A 20,831-nucleotide genomic window follows, 5' to 3' on the forward strand; every position below is an offset into this window, starting at 1 on the left:
TAATTATTCTTAATAAAAGCGCGGAGAAGAAAGAGTGGTAATTAATTGAAAAGTAACAAGAAAAATCCGAAAAGTCAAACTACCAAAAATAGCACTGGCACCCGTTGATACGGGTGCCAGCTGGTGGATTTAATCCCAGCTCAGAATAACTTTCCCGGATTGACCTGAACGCATCGCATCAAAGCCTTTCTGGAAATCATCAATCGAGAAACGATGTGTAATAATCGGGGACAGATCCAGACCAGACTGAATTAATGCCGCCATCTTATACCAGGTTTCGAACATCTCACGGCCATAGATGCCTTTAATGAACAGCCCCTTGAAGATCACTTTATTCCAGTCGATAGACATATCTGACGGCGGAATACCCAGCATCGCAATACGACCGCCGTGGTTCATGGTATCCAGCATGGTGCGGAACGCCGGTGGCGCACCGGACATCTCCAGACCAACATCGAAGCCTTCAGTCATGCCCAGCTCTTCCATCACGTCGGTCAGGCTCTCCTTAGAGACGTCCACCGCGCGGGTAACGCCCATTTTACGTGCCAGCGACAGACGGTATTCGTTCACGTCGGTGATCACGACGTTACGCGCACCCACGTGCTTCGCCACCGCAGCGGCCATAATCCCGATAGGGCCCGCGCCGGAGACCAGCACATCTTCGCCAACCAGGTCGAAAGAGAGCGCCGTGTGTACCGCGTTGCCGAATGGATCAAAGATGGAGGCCAGATCGTCAGAGATATTGTCCGGGATTTTGAACGCGTTGAAAGCCGGGATCACCAGATATTCCGCGAAGCAGCCCGGACGATTCACACCTACGCCAATGGTATTACGGCACAGGTGCGTACGCCCACCGCGGCAGTTACGGCAGTGACCGCAGGTAATATGACCTTCACCCGAGACGCGGTCGCCAATTTTGAAACCTTTGACTTCCTGACCGATGCCCACCACTTCGCCGACATATTCATGGCCGACAACCATGGGTACCGGAATGGTTTTTTGCGACCACTGGTCCCAGTTGTAGATATGAACGTCAGTGCCGCAAATAGCGGTTTTACGAATTTTGATCAGCAGATCGTTATGACCGACTTCCGGCTCCGGCACGTCGGTCATCCAAATCCCTTCTTCCGCTTTCAGTTTGGATAACGCTTTCATCACACGTCCTCAGGCAATTACGCCCAGCTGTTTGCCGATGCGGGTAAAGGCTTCCACCGCACGTTCAATTTGTTCAGGCGAATGCGCCGCAGACATCTGGGTGCGGATACGCGCCTGGCCTTTTGGTACGACCGGGAAGAAGAACCCGGTCACGTAAATGCCTTCTTTCTGCAGCTCACGGGCAAAGTTCTGCGCCACGACAGCATCACCCAGCATCACCGGGATAATCGCGTGATCGGCACCGGCCAGGGTAAACCCTGCCGCGCTCATTTTCTCGCGGAACAGACGCGCGTTGGACCACAGGCGGTCGCGCAGCTCAGCGCCGGACTCCACCATCTCCAGCACTTTGATGGAAGCGGCAACAATCGCCGGTGCGAGGGAGTTGGAGAACAGGTACGGGCGGGATCGCTGGCGCAGCCACTCCACCACCTCTTTACGCGCAGCGGTATAGCCACCGGACGCACCGCCCAGTGCTTTGCCCAGCGTACCGGTGATGATATCCACGCGGCCCATCACGTCGCAGTATTCATGTGAGCCACGACCGTTTTCACCCACAAAACCGACCGCGTGCGAGTCATCGACCATCACCAGCGCATCGTATTTATCTGCCAGGTCACACACGCCCTTCAGGTTGGCGATCACGCCGTCCATAGAGAACACGCCGTCGGTGGCGATGAGCACATGGCGAGCCCCCGCTTCACGCGCCTCTTTCAGGCGTGCTTCCAGCTCAACCATGTCATTGTTGGCATAGCGGAAGCGCTTCGCTTTACACAGGCGCACACCATCAATGATGGAAGCGTGGTTCAGGGCATCGGAGATAATGGCATCTTCTGCGCCCAGCAGCGTCTCAAACAGACCGCCGTTGGCGTCGAAGCAGGAGGAGTACAGAATCGCGTCTTCCATCCCTAAGAAGTTCGCCAGCTTTTTCTCAAGCTGCTTGTGGCTGTCCTGCGTACCGCAGATAAAACGTACGGAGGCCATACCAAAACCGTGGGTGTCCATACCGCTTTTCGCCGCAGCAATCAGCTCAGGGTGATTCGCAAGACCTAAGTAGTTGTTCGCGCAAAAGTTGATCACATGGCTGCCATCGGCAACGGTGATGTCCGCCTGCTGAGCAGACGTGATAATACGCTCTTCTTTAAACAACCCTTCCGCACGCGCGGTCTCAAGGTCGCTGTTTAACTGTTTGTAAAAATCACCACGCATTGCAATTCTCCAGACTCGGCAAATTTCGGCACATATTACCCAAACCTATAGTTCATGACGAGATGACACATTATCTCTTCTCGTTTTTGCAGCATAAATCACGTGTACCCTTGCGCTATGTCGGTGAATGGCTGAAGGGCAGCCATACTAATGATATGATAGAACCATTAGCGTCCGGGATTGTCCCCGGACTCCACACTTCAAAGGTTACAGTTATGATCATCGTTACCGGCGGCGCGGGCTTTATCGGCAGCAATATTGTTAAGGCTCTCAATGACAAAGGCATCACCGACATCCTGGTGGTTGACAACCTGAAAGACGGCACCAAGTTCGTCAACCTGGTGGATCTGAACATCGCGGACTACATGGATAAAGAAGACTTCCTTATCCAGATTATGGCAGGTGAAGAGTTCGGCGAGATCGAAGCCATCTTCCACGAAGGGGCATGCTCTTCCACCACCGAGTGGGACGGCAAGTACATGATGGACAACAACTATCAGTACTCTAAAGAGCTGCTTCACTACTGTCTGGAGCGTGAAATTCCGTTCCTGTATGCCTCTTCAGCGGCCACCTACGGCGGACGTACCTCTGATTTCATTGAATCCCGCGAATATGAGCAGCCGTTGAACGTCTACGGTTACTCCAAGTTCCTTTTCGACGAGTATGTGCGTCAGGTGCTGCCAGAAGCGAACTCCCAGATTGTCGGCTTCCGTTACTTTAACGTCTACGGACCGCGCGAAGGCCACAAAGGCAGCATGGCGAGCGTGGCGTTCCACCTGAACACCCAGTTGAATAACGGCGAAAGTCCAAAACTGTTCGAAGGCAGCGACGGCTTTAAGCGTGACTTCGTCTACGTAGGCGACGTTGCCGCCGTGAACCTGTGGTTCTGGGAAAATGGGGTATCCGGTATTTTCAACCTTGGTACTGGCCGCGCGGAATCCTTCCAGGCCGTGGCTGACGCAACCCTGGCGTATCACAAGAAAGGCAGCATTGAGTACATTCCTTTCCCGGACAAGCTGAAAGGCCGCTACCAGGCATTCACCCAGGCCGATCTGACTAACCTGCGCGCAGCGGGTTATGACAAGCCGTTCAAGACCGTTGCCGAAGGCGTAACGGAATATATGGCCTGGCTGAACCGCGACGCGTAAGTATGAGAATTCTGGTGATCGGCCCGTCATGGGTGGGCGACATGATGATGTCGCAAAGTCTCTATCGCACGCTCAAGGCGCGTTATCCCCAGGCGATAATCGACGTGATGGCACCCGCATGGTGCCGTCCGTTGTTGTCGCGTATGCCCGAAGTGAATGAGGCCATTCCGATGCCACTCGGCCACGGGACGCTGGAAATTGGCGAACGTCGTAAACTCGGCCACAGTCTGCGTGAGAAGCGTTATGACCGCGCTTACGTGTTACCCAACTCGTTTAAATCCGCGCTTGTGCCCTTCTTCGCCGGCGTACCACACCGTACCGGGTGGCGCGGTGAGATGCGCTACGGTCTGCTGAACGACGCTCGCGTGCTGGATAAAGAGGCCTGGCCACTGATGGTGGAGCGCTACGTGGCGCTGGCCTACGACAAGGGCGTGATGCGCAGTGCAAAAGACCTGCCGCAGCCGCTGCTATGGCCGCAACTGCAGGTCAGCGAGGGTGAAAAATCCCAGACCTGTAACGCGTTTGGTCTTTCCTCTGAACGTCCGATGATTGGCTTTTGCCCGGGTGCCGAATTCGGCCCGGCAAAACGCTGGCCGCACTATCACTACGCCGAACTGGCAAAACAGCTGATTGATGAAGGCTACCAGGTCGTCCTGTTCGGCTCGGCAAAAGACCATGAGGCAGGGAACGAAATCCTCGCTGCCCTCAGCACAGAACAGCAGGCCTGGTGCCGCAACCTGGCCGGGGAAACCCAGCTTGAGCAGGCGGTTATCCTGCTTGCTGCCTGCAAAGCCGTAGTCACCAACGACTCCGGGCTGATGCACGTCGCCGCCGCGCTCAACCGCCCGCTGGTTGCGTTGTACGGTCCAAGTAGCCCGGACTTCACGCCGCCGCTCTCAAATAAGGCGCGCGTTATTCGTCTGATCACGGGTTACCATAAGGTGCGTAAAGGCGATGCCGCGGAAGGTTATCACCAGAGCCTGATCGACATCACGCCGCAGCGCGTTCTCGAAGAACTCAACGAACTGCTGCTGAGCGAAGAAGGATAACGAATGCGGGTACTGATCGTTAAAACCTCTTCGATGGGTGATGTGCTGCATACGCTTCCGTCGCTGACGGACGCCATGCGGGCCATTCCAGGCATTCGTTTTGACTGGGTGGTGGAAGAGGGTTTCGCGCAGATCCCTACCTGGCACGAAGCGGTCGACCGCGTGATCCCGGTGGCCATCCGCCGCTGGCGCAAAGCGTGGTTTTCCACACCGATTAAAGCCGAGCGCAAAGCCTTTCGCGATGCGGTGCAGGCGCAGCGTTACGATGCGATCATCGATGCGCAGGGGCTGGTCAAAAGCGCCGCGCTGGTGACGCGCCTGGCACACGGCGTTAAGCACGGCATGGACTGGCAAACCGCCCGCGAACCGCTGGCCAGCCTGTTCTATAATCGTCGACACCATATTGCAAAACAGCAGCACGCGGTGGAACGCACCCGCGAGCTGTTCGCAAAAAGCCTCGGTTATGCAAAGCCGGAAACCCAGGGTGATTACGCAATTTCGCAGCATTTTCTGCGCGATGCAGATACATCTGCACAGCCCTGGCTGGTCTTCCTGCATGCCACAACGCGTGATGATAAGCACTGGCCGGAAACGCACTGGCGAAGGCTCATTGAACTAATGCAACCTTGCGGCATCCATATTAAACTGCCGTGGGGCGCTGAACATGAGCGGCAGCGTGCAGAACGCCTGGCCGCTGGTTTTTCGCACGTAGAGGTTTTACCTAAACTCACGCTGGCGCAAGTGGCTGCTGAGCTGGCCGGAGCTAAAGCCGTTGTTTCCGTTGATACGGGTTTAAGTCATCTAACCGCGGCGCTGGATCGTCCAAACATCACGATTTTTGGTCCGACCGATCCTGGTTTGATTGGGGGTTACGGTAAAAACCAGCATCAAATGGTCAGCCCGACTCAGCAAACGAAGGACATTAGCGCAGATGCTATTTTTTCATTTTTACAGGGCAGCCACTGGCTTTCCGACAGGGATATCTAACGCATGAGTTACGTATTTCTGCTGATTTTACTCCTTCCGGTAAAGCTTATCCGGAAGCTGTTTCGCAAAGACACAGGTAAGAACCTGGTCATTCAGACAGCCAAAATCGGTGATTTTGTTAATGCTACGCCTCTTCTGGCATACCTGCAAAAAAGCGATGTGCTCATCAGTCGCAGCGTGGGTGCGCTGGCAAAGCATGACGAAACGATTGAAGAGATTTTTTTTATCGAGCAGCATAAGCGTAGTCTGTGGCGTAAGCTTAGCTTTGCCTGCCGAATCATGAACCGTTACGACAATGTCTATCTTCTGCAGCCCAACAGCGTAAATCTCTTTTTTGCCGCCGTCTGTAATGCCAAAAACAAACAATTTTTAAGCATTTACACCCGCAGATGGTATCACGGGATTTTCTATCTCACCGCCGACGGTACCGTTGAGCACGGCAAAAAAACGCTATCAGTGACCAATTACCTGAAGCTGGCCGACCGTTCGTTGACGTGGCAGGACTCTCCTAAGCACGCCACAAAGCCGCTGTTCAAACCAGCAACCTACCCGGCAATTCTCGACAAACCTGATGTGATCCGCATCGGCATCAGCATTGCCGCAGGTAATAAAGCCAAAACGGTGCCGCCGGTCATCTGGAAGCGAATTATTGACCATCTCGCCGACCTGCCCTGCGAGTTTTATGTGTTTGGTGCCCCTGATGAACAGTCGTGGCTGGACGATATCACCCGCGCTTACGGTGACATTCCCAATTTAGTGAATCTCATCGGCAAAATCTCTCTTGAAGAGCTTCCGTGGGCAATTTCGAAAATGGATTGTTATATCGCGTCTGATTCCGGCAATGTCTATATCGCTGATGCAGTCGGTGTACCAGTGGTATTGCTATTTGGCCCCTGCTGCCACTATGAGCAACGTCCACTTGGAAATGTGATGCTGATTGGTAATGATGAGAACATATGCTCTTATGTCTTTGAAACACGTTATTATTTCTCACAGGATCGGGAAGAACTCTTCGCTGTAACAGACGAATCACTTCACAAACTTAAACATTTCATTTGCGCGTTACCAAAAGCCACCGCAACCACATATATCTTTGATGCCCAGGGAAACTAATTTTTTATGGCTTTTCTAAGCATCATAATTGCCGCGCATAACGCCGAAGATACGCTTCACGCAACATTAGAAAGCCTGGACAGTGCCATTGCTGGTGCGAGTGGTGATGTTGAGGTCATTATCTTTAATGATAGTTCTGATGATTCCACACAGGAAATTATTGAGAAGTGGTTGCCAACATTTCCAAATGCGCACTCCCGTTACGTTGAGTTCCGTAACATAGGTCTTGTTCGAAACAGCGCATTCTCGCTGGCGTCAGGGGACTATATTACGATGCTCGACAGTGATGACCGATTGAAACCGGGTAGCATCAGGGACGCCGTAGCGTTCCTCAAAACAGAGCGTCCTGATATGCTGCTGACGCGTCTGCTGGAAATTCGCGATATCAAAAAAATCACCGCCGACTGGCAAGGATTCTCTCCTGTTGCGTTGTCGCAACAGGAGGCTATAAAACGTTTCCTGCAGCATAAAGATTTTCAGGCACATCTCATCGGTCAATTCATTCATCGTAAGCTGTACGAAAGTAACCCGATCCCTTCGATGGTATGTTATGAGGATTTCGCGGTATTCCCTGGCATGCTGATGCAGTCGAATAAAATAGTCTATCAGCGTCACGGGCACTATTATTACATCAAGCGTAGCGGCAGTTTGTCGAGCAATCTCGACGCTTCTAAAATCAAGACGCTTGTTGAATGCACATTGCAGATGGAAAAAACGCTTCCTCTATTATTTCAACATCTCGTTAATTGTCATTGGTTTGATATTTACAGTAATCATCGGCAACATCTGACCGACCAGCATTCCCAGCTTGTTAAACAACGGGTAAAAGCACTTTATTCTCTCTCATTTTTCTTATCCAGCGATGTTCGCTTCAGCTATAAAAAAAGGGTTATTGAGGCATTATGGAAAAAATAAAACTGCGACTCTATCAATTGACGCTAATTTTGAGTCTCATTTCGTTAATGTTAACGTTGCTTAGTTCAGGTAAACAACGAGAGTTTTTCTATATTGCGATTTATGCTAGTATTATCGGTTTAGTTTTCGAATATAAAAAAATTACACTACGACCGTTTTCTATTGCGCTTCCAATTTTATTGATTGGATTGCTTAACCTTGGCTGGTATATGGTGTACGAATATCATAGCGAAGGACTGAATACTTATAGTGATTATCTCGGTGCAAGTAAAAAATTGATTCTTGCAAGTATTCTTATTTTTTATCTCGATCGGTTTAAACATTACGTCAATCAAACCGATTTCAATAAGTATTTCTTATTTGCCGCAGGCGCGGGATTCGTACTCGCAACAGGTTATGGATTATGGCAGGCATCACAAGGTATGGGACGTGTTGAGATGGCCATTAATCGTGCGACTGTATCGGCCTATGTTTATTCTGTACTGTCACTAGCTTTTGTATATAGCCTCTATCTTCAGAAAAACATAAAGTTGTATATTACCGCAGGTTTCACCATCTTAATATCTTATTTTGTCATTCTTTTGACGGGTACACGTGCTGCAATGGGATTGTATTTACTTTTGGCAATTGTACTTACGCTTTACCATTTCAGAAGAATTCATCTTAAATCATCAATGATTTTCATATGTATTGTTGCAGGCATTATAATCGTTAGCTACAAGCCATTGATTTCTCCGAAGATAAAACAAACTCAAATCGAAGTTGAGAAATATCAAGAAGGGCATGATAGTACATCACTCGGAGCACGTTTTTCCATGTGGACAGTTGGTATCCAGAATGGTCTGGCACACCCTTTAGGTCAGTCTATGGAAGATCGTGCATTATGGACGCAACGTTATATCACGAATGGACATTCGCATCTCGCCGCTTCACTCAAGTATATAAAAGTGCATCTGCACAATGAATTTATTGAAAAATATTCTTTGCAGGGGCTACCGGGGCTGGCGATATTATTCTTTTTCTATTCATCAATGACCATTTATGCGTTTAAAAAGAGAAATGGCCTGCTCCTGACGACCATGCTTCTTTTAATACTTTATGGTCTTACAGACGTCATATTATTGAGTTCAGAAGCCTTAATTTTCTTCATGACACTTTTTGCATTAAGCACCTCGTTTTCGCAAACAAAGCGATAATAATCATAATGCCCGCGATGCGGGCATTAATTTTTCTTGATCTGATAAAATTCCGCCAACGTCATCCCTACCGTCTTGTCGGATAACCAGCTAAAGAGCACTTCCAGATCCTGATACAACCCTTCAATCGCCGCCTCGTCTTTAAACGTAGGACTTCCACCCGGCATAAATTCCGAGGAATGCAGCATAAACTCCACGTAGTCATGTCCCTGTGACAGGCATTGCTGTGCGACCTGAATCATCTGCGACGCATTACCACCGGACGGTCTCAACCAGTTTACGGACGGTGAACGATATTTACCGCGCAGGCGATCGTAGCCCTGTTTGACGGTGTTCAGCCAGGCCGGATGCTTATACTGGATGCTCATCGGCACTTCGAGTAAGGGGCTATTGCCCGCTCGTGAGATATCGTCTGTATCAATAAAGTAGGCATGGTCTGGAAAGTGCTGATAATTGGTTCCGCCATTCCCCTGCGGGGCGCCTTTCGCGTTGCGCCAGTTCACGCGCGGTGTAACAGAGCAATCAACCTGGTAGCCCAGTTCAATCAACAGTCTGGCGTAACGGCTATCAAATGCCCAGCGCCCGGCGCGATGGCTTAACATTTTGGTCTGGAAGGTCTCTTCCAGCAGACGGGTCATGAACAACACTTTCTCGCGCATCACCTCATCTGAAAATTCAATCAAATACGGCTGCCAGCGCCAGTCATCTCCCGTGAGATCGTGTTCAGGAGGGCTATTCCAGGCATGAAGGTGCATCCCGACTTCACCCTGACCGCGGGCGATCACGTCTCTGGCGAACTCAATGAAAACGGGCTCAAGGGCCATCTCATAATTTGTCAGCCATACGGGTTTAAAACCGAAACGCTCACAAAGCGTCTGGAACCGCGCCAGATAGCGCGCATTCTCTGTTTTAATGACGCGGTGATTTTGCCAGAGATTATCGCCTTCAGTATCAATCGTGATGATAAACGCTGGTTTTTTCATAATGAGTCCGCAAGACAGGAAAGTTAGCGCTATGTTACGCACTCTCCGAAGCATGAGTAAACCCTTCCAGGGAATTTCCTGAGATTATGGAGAAAGAGTGCAAGTCGCTATCAGGTCTATTAGAATTGCCAACAGTACAACGCCAATAAGATGATGATGAATAACTTACCTGACACGCCTGATTTGCGCATTTTACTTATCAAACTCCGCCATCATGGCGACATGTTGTTGACCACTCCCGTCATTGATTCGTTACGTCAAAAATGGCCGCAGGCACAGATTGATGTGCTGTTGTATGAAGAAACCCGCGATATGCTCGCCGCACACCCGGCGATCGGTACTGTTTACGGGATCGACCGTAAATGGAAGCAGCTGGGCACGCTGAAACATCTGCAAAAAGAGTGGCAGTTGCTCTGTTCGTTAAGGAAACAACATTATCACCTGGTGATTAATCTTGCCGATCAGTGGCGCAGCGCTATCGTTACCCGTTTCACCGGCGCACCGGTACGACTCGGGTTCGCTTTTCACAAGCGCAACAACGCATTCTGGCGGTTTTGCCATAGCGATTTGGTCTCTGTGGCTGGGCACAACGCGCTGCATACTGTCGAACAGAACCTCTCTATTCTGTCGCCATTACCGGTCACCGCTCAACCTGCCGTGACCATGGCCTACCGTGCTGAAGACTGGCACGCGGCTCACCAAAAGCTGATGCAAAACGGTGTGGGAGACAACTACATCGTGATTCAGCCTACGTCGCGCTGGTTCTTTAAATGCTGGGACGAAGGCAAAATGGCGCAAACTATCACAGTGCTGCGGCAGGATGGTCACACTGTCGTACTCACCGCCGGGCCGGATAAAAAAGAGCTGGCGATGATCGATCGCATTCTCGCCGCCTCGCCAGCGACGGGAGTCGTCTCGCTGGCAGGGCAGCTCACGTTGCGTCAACTGGCTTCGCTTATCGATCATGCGTCTCTGTTCATTGGCGTTGACTCCGTTCCGATGCATATGGCCGCTGCGCTTCAGACCCCCTGTGTGGCATTGTTTGGCCCATCAAAACTCACCTTCTGGTCACCCTGGCAGGTTAATGGGGAAGTCATCTGGGCAGGTGATTACGGCCCACTGCCCGATCCAGACGCCATTGATACCAAAACAAAAGAACGCTATCTCGACGCCATTCCCGTTGATGCTGTCGTCTCCGCCGCAAGGAGATATCTGTCATGAAACACCATCGCCTGGCGATTGTTCGCCAAAAGTATCGCCCGGATGGCGGGGCAGAACGCTTCGTGTCTCGCGCCCTTACCGCGCTGAGCAACCAAAATCTCGAGCTCAACGTCATCACGCGCGAGTGGCAGGGTGAGAAACAGGACGACTGGCATATTCATATTTGCGATCCGCGTAAATGGGGCCGCATCAGCCGCGAACGCGGGTTTGCGCATGCCGCACGCGCCCTCTGGCAGCAGCAACAATTTGATATTGTGCAAAGCCACGAGCGTATACCGGGCTGCGACATTTATCGTGCCGGCGATGGCGTACACCGCCGCTGGCTGTTGCAGCGCGCGCGCATTCTGCCCGCCTGGCGCGCGCAAATGCTTATGCATGACCGCTATCATCGTTACGTAATGAATGCCGAACGTGAAATGTACCAGGCACCGGAGTTGAAAGCGGTTATCTGTAATGCGGAGATGATCAAACGCGAAATCGTTGAAGACTTTGATATTGACGCAAAAAAAATACATGTGATTTATAATTCAATCGATTCCACCCGCTTCGTTCCGGCAGAAGAGGCACAGCGTATTGCACTGCGTCAGCAGTTTGGCTTGCCAACCGATGCCGTCATATTCTGCTTCGTAGGGTCAGGATTTGAACGAAAAGGATTGGCCAGCGCTATACGTGCCGTCGCAGGAACCGCGGCGTGGCTGATTGTGGTTGGGCAGGATAAAGCAGAACGTCGCTATCGCGACCTCGCCCGTTCATTGGGCTGCGAGGGGCAGATCCGTTTTCTGGGGATGCAAAAAGAGACGCTGCCATTTTATCAGCTATCTGATGGTTTACTGCTACCAACGCTGTATGATCCTTTCCCTAACGTCATTCTTGAAGCGATGGCCTGCGGTTTGCCGGTCATTACATCAGAGAGTTGCGGTGGGGCAGAATTTATTCAGCAAGGCCAGAACGGATTTTACTGTGACGCACTTGATATCAGCACATTGAAGGAGGCGGTTGCGGCCACCCCTTCGCTGGAAAAAAATAACAATATGGGACGGGCGGCACGTGAACGAGTAAAAGACGCCACCCCCGAAAAACTGTCAAGTCAGCTTATTTCGCTTTATCAAAAATTACTGGATTAAAAATGCGCATCCTAATGATTATTGATGGTTTACCCGGTGGAGGAGCTGAAAAAACGGTTCTTACACTCTCCAGCGGATTAACAGAGATGGGACACCAGGTCTCCCTGTTCTCACTGCGGAAAGTGTGCGACTACGCCATTCCGGAAGGCATCGATTATCAGGTTGTTCAGGATACCTGCAAAAAACCGTGGCGGAAGCTAACGGAGATCCCACGCCGCGCCAGACTGCTGGATCAGGCTATCGAGCGGGCAGAACGCAGCGGTAAATTTGATGTGGTGTTCTCCCATCTGCACAAAACTGACCGCATCGTGGCGCACTGCCGTGCGCTGGAACGGGATAAAGTCTGGTTCTGCGTGCATGGCATGTTCTCGTTCTCCTACCTTCGTCATCGCCGCGGGCTTTCACGCTGGTTTAAACACACTAAAATTCGCCATACCTACGAAAACCGCAACGTGGTGGCTGTCTCAGGCGCGGTGTTGAAAGATCTTTCCCAGACGCTGGCCCTGAATCTCCGGCGCACGGCGGTAATCCATAATCCTTTTGATATTCCTGAAATCCAGCGTCTGGCGGACGCCCCCTTTGAAATGCAGGGAAAGGATTACATTATTCATGTTGGACGCTTCCATGAACACAAACGTCATGACCGCCTGTTACGGGCGTTCGCGCTGAGCCAGCTCGACACCACGCTGGTCATGATGGGCAATGGCTCTGAGGTAAAAATTCAAAAGCTTAAGCAGCTTGCCCGCGAGTTAGGTATCGAAGACAAAACGGTTTTCCGCCCGTTTGAATCCAATCCTTATCCCTGGATAAAAGGGGCACGCCTTTTAGTGTTAAGTTCTGACTGCGAAGGTTTTGGTAATGTGCTGGTTGAGTCCATTATCTGCCAGACGCCACCTGTCAGTACAAATTGTCCCGGTGGCCCTGCCGAAATCCTTACGGGAGCCTTATCCCGCGGTCTGGCAGAGTTGAATGACGAGTCACTGGCAAAAACGCTGGCGGATATTTACAGCTCTCCACCGGTCGTTGATCGCGCAACTATTGCTTCGTTCGGTATCAATGCCATTTGCCAGCAATACATTGCTTTGGTCGACAATCAAAAATAATCAGGTTTCTTATGCAAAATTCAGCGCCATTATTAAGCGTGGTGGTAGCCGTTTATAACGGTGAAGCTTTCCTGGATCAGTTCTTTACCTGCCTTGTGAATCAACGCATCGACAGTATGGAAGTCATCATCGTCAATGACGGCTCCACTGATCGTTCGATGCAGATCGTTGAAAACTGGCGCGAAAAACTGCCGCAGATGCAGGTTATTGAACAGCAAAACCAGGGTGTATCCATCGCGCGTAATACCGGTCTGGCCGTCGCGACGGGCCAATATCTCTCGTTTCCTGATATTGATGATGTCTTCAAACCCGGCATGTATCAGCACCTGCTTGATATGGCGGTCACGCAACGTCTTGATGTCGCTACCTGTAACGGCAACTACGTCTGGGAAAATAATAAGAAGCCTTCACGCCCTATTTTCCCTGAAGACAAACTGGCATCAACGGGCGTCATGTCCGGCCCTGCATGGCTCAAAATGGCGCTCGACTCCCGTAAGTTCCTGCACGTGACCTGGCTGAACATCTATCGTCATGACTTTATTCGCGAGCACGGTTTTCACTTTGAACCGGGGCTGCGCCATCAGGATATTCCGTGGACCACCGAAGTGCTGCTGGCGGCGGAGCGGGTGCAGTACACCAGTGAACGTTACTACGACTATTACATTCATTCGGCGTCCGTTTCACATATGCCGGACAATGATGACACGCTCATTCGTTCGGCGCGTCACTACATGAAAATCCTGCAGATGCTCGATGCCATCAACCAGCGCTACCCTGATAAAGTGAAAGGGATCCCTGCATGCCACTGGCAAATTGCCAAAGAAGGGCTGGGAATTATTCATACTTTCGACAATATGAAAGATGAACAGAAAAAAGCATTTATTATCAAAGAGTTTTTCGAGAAAGGGATCTGGAAACTCATCTGGAAAAGTGCAAAAAGTCCACGACTGCGCTGGCGACTGGGCCGTCGTTACTTCCGTTTGAAGCGCTATCTGGCATAAGAGATAGCTTTACCTGGCCCAAATGCTTAGAATTTGCCCGCCGAAACTAAAAAGACGGATAATCGCTTGGAATTGTTGTATACCGCCCTGCTCTACATCATTCAACCACTGGTGTGGCTGAGACTGCTGCTTCGTAGCCGTAAAGCGCCTGCGTATCGAAAACGCTGGGCTGAACGCTATGGCTTCTGCCGCAATAAAGTTGCCCCGGACGGTATTTTGCTGCATTCCGTTTCTGTTGGCGAAACGCTGGCAGCGATCCCGCTGGTTCGCGCCCTGCGTCACCGCTACCCGTCACTGCCGATCACCGTTACCACCATGACGCCGACCGGCTCTGAGCGCGTGATGTCCGCCTTCGGTAAAGATGTCCATCATGTCTATCTGCCTTACGATCTCCCCTGCGCCATGAACCGTTTCCTGGAAACCGTTCGCCCTAAACTGGTGATCGTGATGGAAACCGAGCTGTGGCCGAATATGATTTCCGCCCTGCATGCCCGTAAAATCCCCCTGGTGATCGCTAACGCTCGTCTGTCAGAGCGTTCGGCAAAAGGCTACGGCAAGCTGGGGAAATTTATGCGCCGGCTGCTGAGCAAGATCACACTGATTGCTGCGCAAAACGAAGAAGACGCAGCGCGTTTTATTGCGCTGGGTCTGAAACGCAACCAGCTGGCGGTGACCGGCAGCCTGAAATTCGATATCTCTGTCACGCCTGAACTCGCCGCCCGTGCCATAACGCTGCGTCGCCAGTGGGCACCGCGTCGCCAGGTCTGGATTGCGACCAGCACCCATGAGGGTGAAGAAACGATCATCCTGCAGGCACACCGTAAGCTGCTTGAGAAATTCCCCGATTTACTGCTGATTCTGGTGCCTCGCCATCCTGAGCGTTTTAAAGACGCCCGCGAAATGGTGCAAAAAGGTGGCTTCAGCTTCACCCTGCGCAGCAGCGGTGAGATCCCCTCCAGCAGCACCCAGGTGGTCATTGGCGATACCATGGGCGAACTGATGCTGCTGTATGGCATCGCTGACCTGGCCTTTGTTGGCGGCAGCCTGGTGGAGCGTGGCGGTCATAACCCGCTGGAGCCAGCGGCCCATGCCATTCCCGTGCTGATGGGCCCACATACCTTTAACTTCAAAGATATCTGTGCGAAATTGCAGCAAGCCGAAGGGTTAATTACCGTGACCGATGCGGATTCGGTGGTCAAAGAGGTCTCGACCCTGCTGACCGACGAAGATTACCGCCTGTGGTACGGTCGTCATGCTGTCGAAGTACTGCATCAGAACCAGGGTGCCCTCACCCGTCTGCTGCAGCTTCTGCAACCTTATCTGCCGCAACGGAGCCACTAATGTCAACGCGCCTGTCGGTCGTTCTGATCGCCAAAAACGCCGCCGACCTGCTTCCGGATTGCCTGGCGTCCGTTGCCTGGGCTGACGAAATTGTCCTGCTCGACTCCGGCAGTGAAGACAACACGGTGGAGGTTGCCCGCGCAGCAGGAGCAAACGTCTATACGCACACCGACTGGCAAGGTTATGGCATCCAGCGCCAGCGCGCGCAGGGCTATGCCACCGGTGATTACGTACTGATGCTCGACACTGACGAGCGCATCACGCCGGAACTGCGTCAGGCCATTCAGGCGGTGCTCGCCGCACCAACGCCGGGCACGGTCTACAGCATTGCGCGTCGCAACTACTTCCTCGGCCGTTTTATGCGTCATAGCGGCTGGTATCCTGACCGGGTGACGCGTCTCTACGAGCGCGAGCGGTATCAGTACAACGATAATCTGGTCCATGAGTCCCTGGCCTGCGACAACGCGGCAGTCGTTCCCCTGACGGGCGATCTTTTGCACCTGACCTGTCGGGATTTCGCCAGCTTCCAGCGAAAACAGCTCAACTACGCCACCGCATGGGCGCAGGAGCGCCATCAGCGTGGCAAGAAAGCCACGCTGACCGGTATCTTCACCCACACGCTGGGGGCATTTCTGAAAACGCTGCTGCTGCGTGGCGGCGTGCTGGACGGTAAACAGGGCTGGTTACTGGCCGTGGTAAATGCCCAGTATACTTTCAACAAATACACCGAGCTGTGGGCGCTCAGCCGCGGCTACTCAGAGAAAACGTGAGCCATGAGCACAAAAGCGATTTATCCGGGTACCTTTGATCCGATCACCAATGGTCATCTTGATATCATCACCCGTGCGGCGTGCATGTTCGACAAGGTGATTCTGGCAATTGCTGCCAGCCCAAGCAAAAAACCGATGTTTGACCTGAACGAGCGCGTCGCGCTTGCCACCGCGGCCATTGCGCACCTGCCGAACGTGGAGGTGGTGGGCTTCAGCGATCTGATGGCCAACTTTGCCCGCGCTCAGCAGGCGACGATTCTGATCCGTGGCTTACGCGCGGTGGCAGACTTCGAGTATGAGATGCAGCTGGCGCACATGAACCGTCATTTGATGCCGGAGCTGGAAAGCGTATTTCTGATGCCATCCAAGGAATGGTCGTTTATCTCTTCCACGCTGGTGAAAGAGGTGGCACGTCATCACGGGGACGTTACCCATTTCCTGCCGGTTAACGTCCACCAGGCGTTGATGGACAAGCTAAAGTAGCGCTATTTCTGGCACTGACGGCAATAGAATGTGGCGCGCTGGGCATGCTTTGTTGCGATGATCGGCGTTCCACACACCCTACACGGCTCGCCTTTGCGGCCATACACCTGCAGCTCCTGAGCAAAATAACCCGGTTTACCGTCGCTTTGCAGGAAGTCCTTCAGCGTCGTTCCCCCCTGTTCAATTGAGCGAAGCAGTACCGCTTTAATCACCCGCACCAGCAGCTCACACTCCTGCGCCGACAGCGAAGAGGCCAGCCGATCGGGATGGATCCCGGCTGCAAACAGCGATTCGCTGGCATAGATATTCCCCACGCCGACCACCAGCTTGTTATCCATCAGCCAGGGTTTAATCGGGGTTTTCTTTTTCGCACACTTCGCTTTCAGGTATTCCGCGTTAAACGCTTCTGAAAGCGGCTCAGGCCCCAGATGTGCCAGTACGCTATGTCCTTCCAGTTCTTTGGCCCACAACCATGCGCCAAAGCGGCGGGGATCGGTATAACGCAGTACTTTGCCGTTACTCATCACCAGATCGACGTGGTCGTGCTTTTCCGCAGGCAGCTCTTCAGTGAGGATCCGCAGGCTGCCGGACATGCCAAGATGAATGATAATCCAGCCATCGGGCAGCTCCAGCAGCAGATACTTCGCGCGGCGCTGGACGCTGAGGATCGGTTTATCGCTTAACGCATGGATCTCATCAGAAACCGGCCAACGGAGGCGGCCGTTACGCACGGTAGCATGAAGAATGGTCGCGCCGACCAGATGCGGCTCAATACCGCGGCGGCTGGTCTCCACCTCAGGTAATTCAGGCATGATTCCTCCGTAGTAAGATGCAGAATGCAAAAAACCCCGCAGTTGCGGGGTTTTTCAATACAAGGAGACTAAAATTATTTGATTTTAGCTTCTTTGTACAGTACGTGCTGGCGTACAACTGGATCGAATTTTTTCAGTTCCAGTTTTTCCGGCTTAGTACGTTTGTTCTTCGTGGTGGTGTAGAAGTGACCTGTACCAGCAGAAGAAACCAGCTTGATTTTCTCGCGAATACCTTTAGCCATGATTTATTTCCTCTTTAAGTACTTAGTACTTTTCGCCACGGGCACGCAGTTCGGACAGAACTGTATCGATGCCTTTCTTATCAATTACACGCATACCTTTAGCAGATACGCGCAGGGTGACAAAACGCTTCTCGCTCTCAACCCAGAAACGGTGAGAGTGCAGGTTCGGCAGGAAACGGCGTTTAGTCGCGTTCAGTGCGTGGGAACGGTTGTTACCGGTCACCGGACGCTTGCCAGTAACTTGGCAGACTCGGGACATGTCTATTCTCCAAAAATCAAATTAGCTCGAGCTTCGTATGGGGTATCGGCGCCTCGTCAGGCTTTACAGCCCGGTCATCGCATAGTTCTATTGAACTCTCGATTGCCAGGCCCAAATGCCAAACCCGAGATTCTCAAAGGTGGCGTAGTATACGCTGACTCGGCGGTGTGCTCAAGTCCCGAACAGACAAAGATCCCGATGGATCGCGAGAAATAGCCTAAATCCAGCCATGTTCTGCAAAAGAAAGGTACTCTCCGCGGCCAATTATCAGATGGTCCAGCACACGAATGTCCATGAATTGACAGCATTTGACAATGCGGTCGGTGATCTCTTTGTCAGCTCTGCTTGGTTCTGCACAGCCAGAGGGGTGATTATGCGCGAGTATCACGCCGGCTGCATTCAATTTTATTGCTTCCCGCACAATTTCACGCGGATGAACCTCTACATGGCTGAGCGTGCCCGAGAAAAGATGGCTATGCTTGAGCACCCGGTTCCGGTTGTCGAGAAAGATCACCATAAAGATCTCGCGTTCAATATCGGTTAACTGGCTTTGCAGAAACTCACGCGTCATCGCAGGGGTCAGTATCGGGTCTTCCTCCTGCATGCGAACACACTGGAAACGGCGGGCCAGTTCGGCAATCCCCTTAAGCTGGGCATATTTCGCCACACCGATGCCCTCCACATGCGCAAACTCCGCCAGTTCCGCCGTCATCAGACCGTACAGTGAGCCAAAATGGCCTATCAGATCTTTTGCCAGCGTAAAGACCGTTTTGCCCGGCGTACCGGTGCGCAAAAAAAGCGCCAGCAGTTCATCATCTTTTAGTAAGGTGACGCCATAGCGCAGCATTTTTTCTCGCGGCAACAGCAGTTCGTCCTCTTCTTCCATGCTTTTTCTCCCTGTTTTTGCCGATATTGCCACAGGCCAATCAGATGCCTGACACTCATGTCTCGTTCTTGCGTAACGCCTCGCAAAGTGACCGAAGGACAAGATCACCCCGTTTTTGGGATTGTGATAAAATGCCCGCTCTCTGGTGAAACCCAACAGGAAAGAATCATGATGAGCCTGGCCGGTAAAAAAATCGTTCTTGGCGTAAGCGGCGGCATTGCAGCCTATAAAGCGCCGGAACTGGTGCGTCGTCTGCGCGAGCGCGGGGCCGACGTACGGGTCGCGATAACCGAAGGTGGAAAAGCCTTTATCACTCCTTTGAGCCTGCAGGCCGTTTCAGGATACCCGGTATCTGACAGCCTGCTTGACCCTGCCGCAGAAGCCGCGATGGGCCATATTGAGCTTGGGAAATGGGCAGACCTGGTTATCCTTGCCCCCGCCACGGCCGATTTGATTGCCCGCGTCGCCGCCGGGATGGCAAACGATCTGGTGTCGACCATTTGTCTGGCCACCCCCGCCCCTGTTGCCGTTGTGCCGGCCATGAATCAGCAGATGTATCGTAATGCCGCGACCCAGCATAATCTGGAGACGCTGGCCACTCGCGGCCTGCTGATCTGGGGCCCGGACAGCGGGAGCCAGGCCTGTGGCGATGTCGGTCCAGGTCGTATGCTTGATCCATTGACTATCGTCGATCTGGCCGCGGCCCATTTTTCGCCTGTCAACGACCTGCAACATCTCAACATCATGATTACTGCGGGCCCAACGCGTGAGCCGCTGGATCCGGTACGCTACATTACCAACCACAGCTCCGGTAAAATGGGCTTTGCGATTGCTGCCGCAGCGGCAAAACGCGGCGCGAATGTCACGCTGGTCAGTGGCCCGGTCTCATTGCCTACACCGCCCTTTGTGCAACGTATTGACGTCACCACCGCGCTGGAAATGGAAGCCGCGGTACAGGCCCATGCGCAAAACCAGCAGATTTTTATCGGTTGTGCTGCCGTCGCGGACTACCGCGCAGAGACCATTTCCGATGCCAAAATCAAAAAGCAAGGCGATGAATTAACACTAAAAATGGTGAAAAACCCGGATATCGTTGCTGGTGTCGCCGCGCTGAAAACCCATCGACCTTACGTTGTTGGGTTTGCCGCAGAAACAAATAATGTGGAAGAATATGCCCGGCAAAAACGTACCCGCAAAAACCTCGATTTGATTTGCGCGAATGACGTATCGCTGGCCACGCAAGGATTTAACAGCGACAGCAACGCACTGCACCTTTTCTGGCAGGATGGAGATAAAATCTTACCGCTTGAGCGCAAGGAACTCCTGGGCCAACAATTACTGGACGAGATCGTTACCCGTTATGATGAAAAAAATCGACGTTAAGATTCTGGACCCGCGTGTTGGCGAGCAATTCCCGCTGCCAACCTATGCCACCTCCGGCTCTGCCGGTCTTGACCTGCGCGCCTGTCTCGATGACGCCGTAGAACTGGCTCCGGGTGCGACCACCCTGATCCCAACGGGTCTGGCGATTCACATTGCTGACCCTTCACTGGCAGCGGTGATCCTGCCGCGTTCTGGTCTGGGTCATAAGCATGGCGTCGTGCTGGGTAACCTGGTCGGCCTGATCGACTCTGACTACCAGGGCCAGCTGATGGTCTCCGTCTGGAACCGGGGTCAGGACAGCTTCACCATTGAACCGGGTGAGCGTATCGCGCAGATGGTCTTTGTACCGGTAGTGCAGGCAGAATTTAACCTGGTGGCAGACTTTGATGCCACCGACCGTGGCGAAGGCGGCTTCGGCCATTCCGGGCGCAAATAACCGCCCGACAGACACGCA

At 52.4% G+C, this 20,831-nt stretch carries 22 protein-coding genes; 15 read left to right on the forward strand and 7 right to left on the reverse strand.

Annotation, left to right across the window (positions count from 1 at the left end; genetic code table 11):
• Positions 1-129 precede the first annotated feature (129 nt).
• Both tdh and kbl read right to left on the reverse strand, forming a co-directional pair.
• Positions 130-1,155, reverse strand: a complete 1,026-nt coding sequence (gene tdh / locus ACTJJI_RS16485; protein WP_014830164.1) for an L-threonine 3-dehydrogenase — start codon at positions 1,153-1,155, stop codon at positions 130-132.
• A 9-nt stretch (positions 1,156-1,164) separates the two neighbouring features.
• Positions 1,165-2,361 (reverse strand): glycine C-acetyltransferase, encoded by a 1,197-nt coding sequence (gene kbl / locus ACTJJI_RS16490; protein ID WP_013094909.1) that lies wholly within the window; start codon positions 2,359-2,361, stop codon positions 1,165-1,167.
• Between the two features lie 215 nt (positions 2,362-2,576).
• Between kbl and rfaD the strand changes: the two genes are divergently transcribed.
• From rfaD to ACTJJI_RS16520, 6 genes are read left to right on the forward strand one after another with little or no spacing between them, the layout of a single operon-like run.
• Entirely contained in the window at positions 2,577-3,509 is a 933-nt protein-coding gene (gene rfaD, locus ACTJJI_RS16495; RefSeq protein ID WP_013094908.1) for an ADP-glyceromanno-heptose 6-epimerase, read from the forward strand.
• 2 nt (positions 3,510-3,511) lie between these two features.
• Positions 3,512-4,558 (forward strand): ADP-heptose--LPS heptosyltransferase RfaF, encoded by a 1,047-nt coding sequence (gene rfaF / locus ACTJJI_RS16500; protein WP_096928352.1) that lies wholly within the window; start codon positions 3,512-3,514, stop codon positions 4,556-4,558.
• A 3-nt stretch (positions 4,559-4,561) separates the two neighbouring features.
• The gene (rfaC, locus tag ACTJJI_RS16505; protein WP_014830162.1) at positions 4,562-5,545 is read left to right on the forward strand and encodes a lipopolysaccharide heptosyltransferase RfaC; all 984 of its coding nucleotides are present in this window, start codon (positions 4,562-4,564) and stop codon (positions 5,543-5,545) included.
• 3 nt (positions 5,546-5,548) lie between these two features.
• Positions 5,549-6,658 carry a glycosyltransferase family 9 protein gene (locus ACTJJI_RS16510; protein ID WP_083021623.1) on the forward strand — a complete coding sequence of 370 codons (1,110 nt, stop codon included), beginning with the start codon at positions 5,549-5,551 and terminating at the stop codon, positions 6,656-6,658.
• 6 nt (positions 6,659-6,664) lie between these two features.
• Complete coding sequence (locus ACTJJI_RS16515; protein WP_440654860.1) at positions 6,665-7,573, forward strand: glycosyltransferase family 2 protein; 909 nt, start codon at positions 6,665-6,667, stop codon at positions 7,571-7,573.
• Complete coding sequence (locus tag ACTJJI_RS16520; RefSeq protein WP_440654862.1) at positions 7,561-8,769, forward strand: O-antigen ligase family protein; 1,209 nt, start codon at positions 7,561-7,563, stop codon at positions 8,767-8,769. The genes ACTJJI_RS16515 and ACTJJI_RS16520 overlap by 13 nt, the downstream gene beginning before the upstream one ends.
• 26 nt (positions 8,770-8,795) lie before the next feature.
• Here ACTJJI_RS16520 and ACTJJI_RS16525 read toward each other — a convergent pair whose 3' ends face one another.
• A complete protein-coding gene (locus ACTJJI_RS16525) occupies positions 8,796-9,752 on the reverse strand; it encodes a polysaccharide deacetylase family protein (protein WP_440654864.1) in 957 nt (318 codons plus the stop codon).
• Between the two features lie 150 nt (positions 9,753-9,902).
• Between ACTJJI_RS16525 and rfaQ the strand changes: the two genes are divergently transcribed.
• From rfaQ to coaD, 7 genes are all read left to right on the forward strand, one after another.
• Complete coding sequence (gene rfaQ, locus ACTJJI_RS16530) at positions 9,903-10,973, forward strand: putative lipopolysaccharide heptosyltransferase III (protein ID WP_440654866.1); 1,071 nt, start codon at positions 9,903-9,905, stop codon at positions 10,971-10,973.
• Positions 10,970-12,097 carry a glycosyltransferase family 4 protein gene (locus ACTJJI_RS16535; protein WP_014830156.1) on the forward strand — a complete coding sequence of 376 codons (1,128 nt, stop codon included), beginning with the start codon at positions 10,970-10,972 and terminating at the stop codon, positions 12,095-12,097. The genes rfaQ and ACTJJI_RS16535 overlap by 4 nt, the downstream gene beginning before the upstream one ends.
• 2 nt (positions 12,098-12,099) lie before the next feature.
• Positions 12,100-13,200 (forward strand): glycosyltransferase, encoded by a 1,101-nt coding sequence (locus ACTJJI_RS16540; RefSeq protein ID WP_043951543.1) that lies wholly within the window; start codon positions 12,100-12,102, stop codon positions 13,198-13,200.
• Positions 13,201-13,211: 11 nt separating this feature from the next.
• On the forward strand, positions 13,212-14,201 hold the full coding sequence (locus ACTJJI_RS16545; RefSeq protein ID WP_014830154.1) for a glycosyltransferase: 990 nt from the start codon (positions 13,212-13,214) through the stop codon (positions 14,199-14,201).
• A 66-nt stretch (positions 14,202-14,267) separates the two neighbouring features.
• Positions 14,268-15,542, forward strand: coding sequence for a lipid IV(A) 3-deoxy-D-manno-octulosonic acid transferase (waaA, locus tag ACTJJI_RS16550; RefSeq protein ID WP_014830153.1), 1,275 nt, complete (start codon positions 14,268-14,270; stop codon positions 15,540-15,542).
• Positions 15,542-16,312 carry a glycosyltransferase family 2 protein gene (locus ACTJJI_RS16555; protein WP_046888949.1) on the forward strand — a complete coding sequence of 257 codons (771 nt, stop codon included), beginning with the start codon at positions 15,542-15,544 and terminating at the stop codon, positions 16,310-16,312. Before waaA ends, ACTJJI_RS16555 begins: the two co-directional genes overlap by 1 nt.
• Before the next feature lie 3 nt (positions 16,313-16,315).
• Positions 16,316-16,795 (forward strand): pantetheine-phosphate adenylyltransferase, encoded by a 480-nt coding sequence (gene coaD / locus ACTJJI_RS16560; RefSeq protein ID WP_047360573.1) that lies wholly within the window; start codon positions 16,316-16,318, stop codon positions 16,793-16,795.
• 2 nt (positions 16,796-16,797) lie between these two features.
• Here the strand turns inward: coaD and mutM are convergent, their stop codons facing one another.
• The 4 genes from mutM to radC form a co-directional block, all read right to left on the reverse strand.
• Positions 16,798-17,607 (reverse strand): bifunctional DNA-formamidopyrimidine glycosylase/DNA-(apurinic or apyrimidinic site) lyase, encoded by an 810-nt coding sequence (mutM, locus tag ACTJJI_RS16565; RefSeq protein WP_014830150.1) that lies wholly within the window; start codon positions 17,605-17,607, stop codon positions 16,798-16,800.
• Between the two features lie 74 nt (positions 17,608-17,681).
• Entirely contained in the window at positions 17,682-17,849 is a 168-nt protein-coding gene (gene rpmG, locus ACTJJI_RS16570; RefSeq protein ID WP_003024094.1) for a 50S ribosomal protein L33, read from the reverse strand.
• 22 nt (positions 17,850-17,871) lie between these two features.
• The gene (gene rpmB / locus ACTJJI_RS16575; protein WP_002436699.1) at positions 17,872-18,108 is read right to left on the reverse strand and encodes a 50S ribosomal protein L28; all 237 of its coding nucleotides are present in this window, start codon (positions 18,106-18,108) and stop codon (positions 17,872-17,874) included.
• Positions 18,109-18,325: 217 nt separating this feature from the next.
• Positions 18,326-18,994, reverse strand: a complete 669-nt coding sequence (gene radC, locus ACTJJI_RS16580; RefSeq protein WP_014830149.1) for a RadC family protein — start codon at positions 18,992-18,994, stop codon at positions 18,326-18,328.
• A 171-nt stretch (positions 18,995-19,165) separates the two neighbouring features.
• On the opposite strand from radC, the gene coaBC reads away from it, so the two are divergent.
• Complete coding sequence (gene coaBC, locus ACTJJI_RS16585; RefSeq protein ID WP_014830148.1) at positions 19,166-20,377, forward strand: bifunctional phosphopantothenoylcysteine decarboxylase/phosphopantothenate--cysteine ligase CoaBC; 1,212 nt, start codon at positions 19,166-19,168, stop codon at positions 20,375-20,377.
• Positions 20,355-20,813: a dUTP diphosphatase gene (gene dut, locus ACTJJI_RS16590; protein ID WP_015570042.1), complete on the forward strand. Its 459-nt coding sequence runs from the start codon at positions 20,355-20,357 to the stop codon at positions 20,811-20,813. The genes coaBC and dut overlap by 23 nt, the downstream gene beginning before the upstream one ends.
• Positions 20,814-20,831 lie beyond the last annotated feature (18 nt).

Origin of the sequence: Enterobacter sp. 22466 (assembly GCF_052044775.1) — a bacterium.
Lineage (GTDB): Bacteria > Pseudomonadota > Gammaproteobacteria > Enterobacterales > Enterobacteriaceae > Enterobacter > Enterobacter dissolvens.

Excerpts from the sequence above, each read along its gene's own strand:
- ACTJJI_RS16520 (WP_440654862.1), top strand. The coding sequence starts at position 7,561 with ATGGAAAAAATAAAACTGCGACTCTATCAATTGACGCTAATTTTGAGT.
- ACTJJI_RS16555 (WP_046888949.1), top strand. The coding sequence starts at position 15,542 with ATGTCAACGCGCCTGTCGGTCGTTCTGATCGCCAAAAACGCCGCCGAC.
- ACTJJI_RS16510 (WP_083021623.1), top strand. The coding sequence starts at position 5,549 with ATGAGTTACGTATTTCTGCTGATTTTACTCCTTCCGGTAAAGCTTATC.
- ACTJJI_RS16545 (WP_014830154.1), top strand. The coding sequence starts at position 13,212 with ATGCAAAATTCAGCGCCATTATTAAGCGTGGTGGTAGCCGTTTATAAC.
- rpmG (WP_003024094.1), bottom strand. The coding sequence starts at position 17,849 with ATGGCTAAAGGTATTCGCGAGAAAATCAAGCTGGTTTCTTCTGCTGGT.
- kbl (WP_013094909.1), bottom strand. The coding sequence starts at position 2,361 with ATGCGTGGTGATTTTTACAAACAGTTAAACAGCGACCTTGAGACCGCG.
- rfaD (WP_013094908.1), top strand. The coding sequence starts at position 2,577 with ATGATCATCGTTACCGGCGGCGCGGGCTTTATCGGCAGCAATATTGTT.
- tdh (WP_014830164.1), bottom strand. The coding sequence starts at position 1,155 with ATGAAAGCGTTATCCAAACTGAAAGCGGAAGAAGGGATTTGGATGACC.
- ACTJJI_RS16525 (WP_440654864.1), bottom strand. The coding sequence starts at position 9,752 with ATGAAAAAACCAGCGTTTATCATCACGATTGATACTGAAGGCGATAAT.
- rfaF (WP_096928352.1), top strand. The coding sequence starts at position 3,512 with ATGAGAATTCTGGTGATCGGCCCGTCATGGGTGGGCGACATGATGATG.
- rfaC (WP_014830162.1), top strand. The coding sequence starts at position 4,562 with ATGCGGGTACTGATCGTTAAAACCTCTTCGATGGGTGATGTGCTGCAT.
- rfaQ (WP_440654866.1), top strand. The coding sequence starts at position 9,903 with ATGATGATGAATAACTTACCTGACACGCCTGATTTGCGCATTTTACTT.
- radC (WP_014830149.1), bottom strand. The coding sequence starts at position 18,994 with ATGGAAGAAGAGGACGAACTGCTGTTGCCGCGAGAAAAAATGCTGCGC.
- mutM (WP_014830150.1), bottom strand. The coding sequence starts at position 17,607 with ATGCCTGAATTACCTGAGGTGGAGACCAGCCGCCGCGGTATTGAGCCG.
- coaD (WP_047360573.1), top strand. The coding sequence starts at position 16,316 with ATGAGCACAAAAGCGATTTATCCGGGTACCTTTGATCCGATCACCAAT.
- coaBC (WP_014830148.1), top strand. The coding sequence starts at position 19,166 with ATGAGCCTGGCCGGTAAAAAAATCGTTCTTGGCGTAAGCGGCGGCATT.
- dut (WP_015570042.1), top strand. The coding sequence starts at position 20,355 with ATGATGAAAAAAATCGACGTTAAGATTCTGGACCCGCGTGTTGGCGAG.
- ACTJJI_RS16535 (WP_014830156.1), top strand. The coding sequence starts at position 10,970 with ATGAAACACCATCGCCTGGCGATTGTTCGCCAAAAGTATCGCCCGGAT.
- ACTJJI_RS16515 (WP_440654860.1), top strand. The coding sequence starts at position 6,665 with ATGGCTTTTCTAAGCATCATAATTGCCGCGCATAACGCCGAAGATACG.
- ACTJJI_RS16540 (WP_043951543.1), top strand. The coding sequence starts at position 12,100 with ATGCGCATCCTAATGATTATTGATGGTTTACCCGGTGGAGGAGCTGAA.
- rpmB (WP_002436699.1), bottom strand. The coding sequence starts at position 18,108 with ATGTCCCGAGTCTGCCAAGTTACTGGCAAGCGTCCGGTGACCGGTAAC.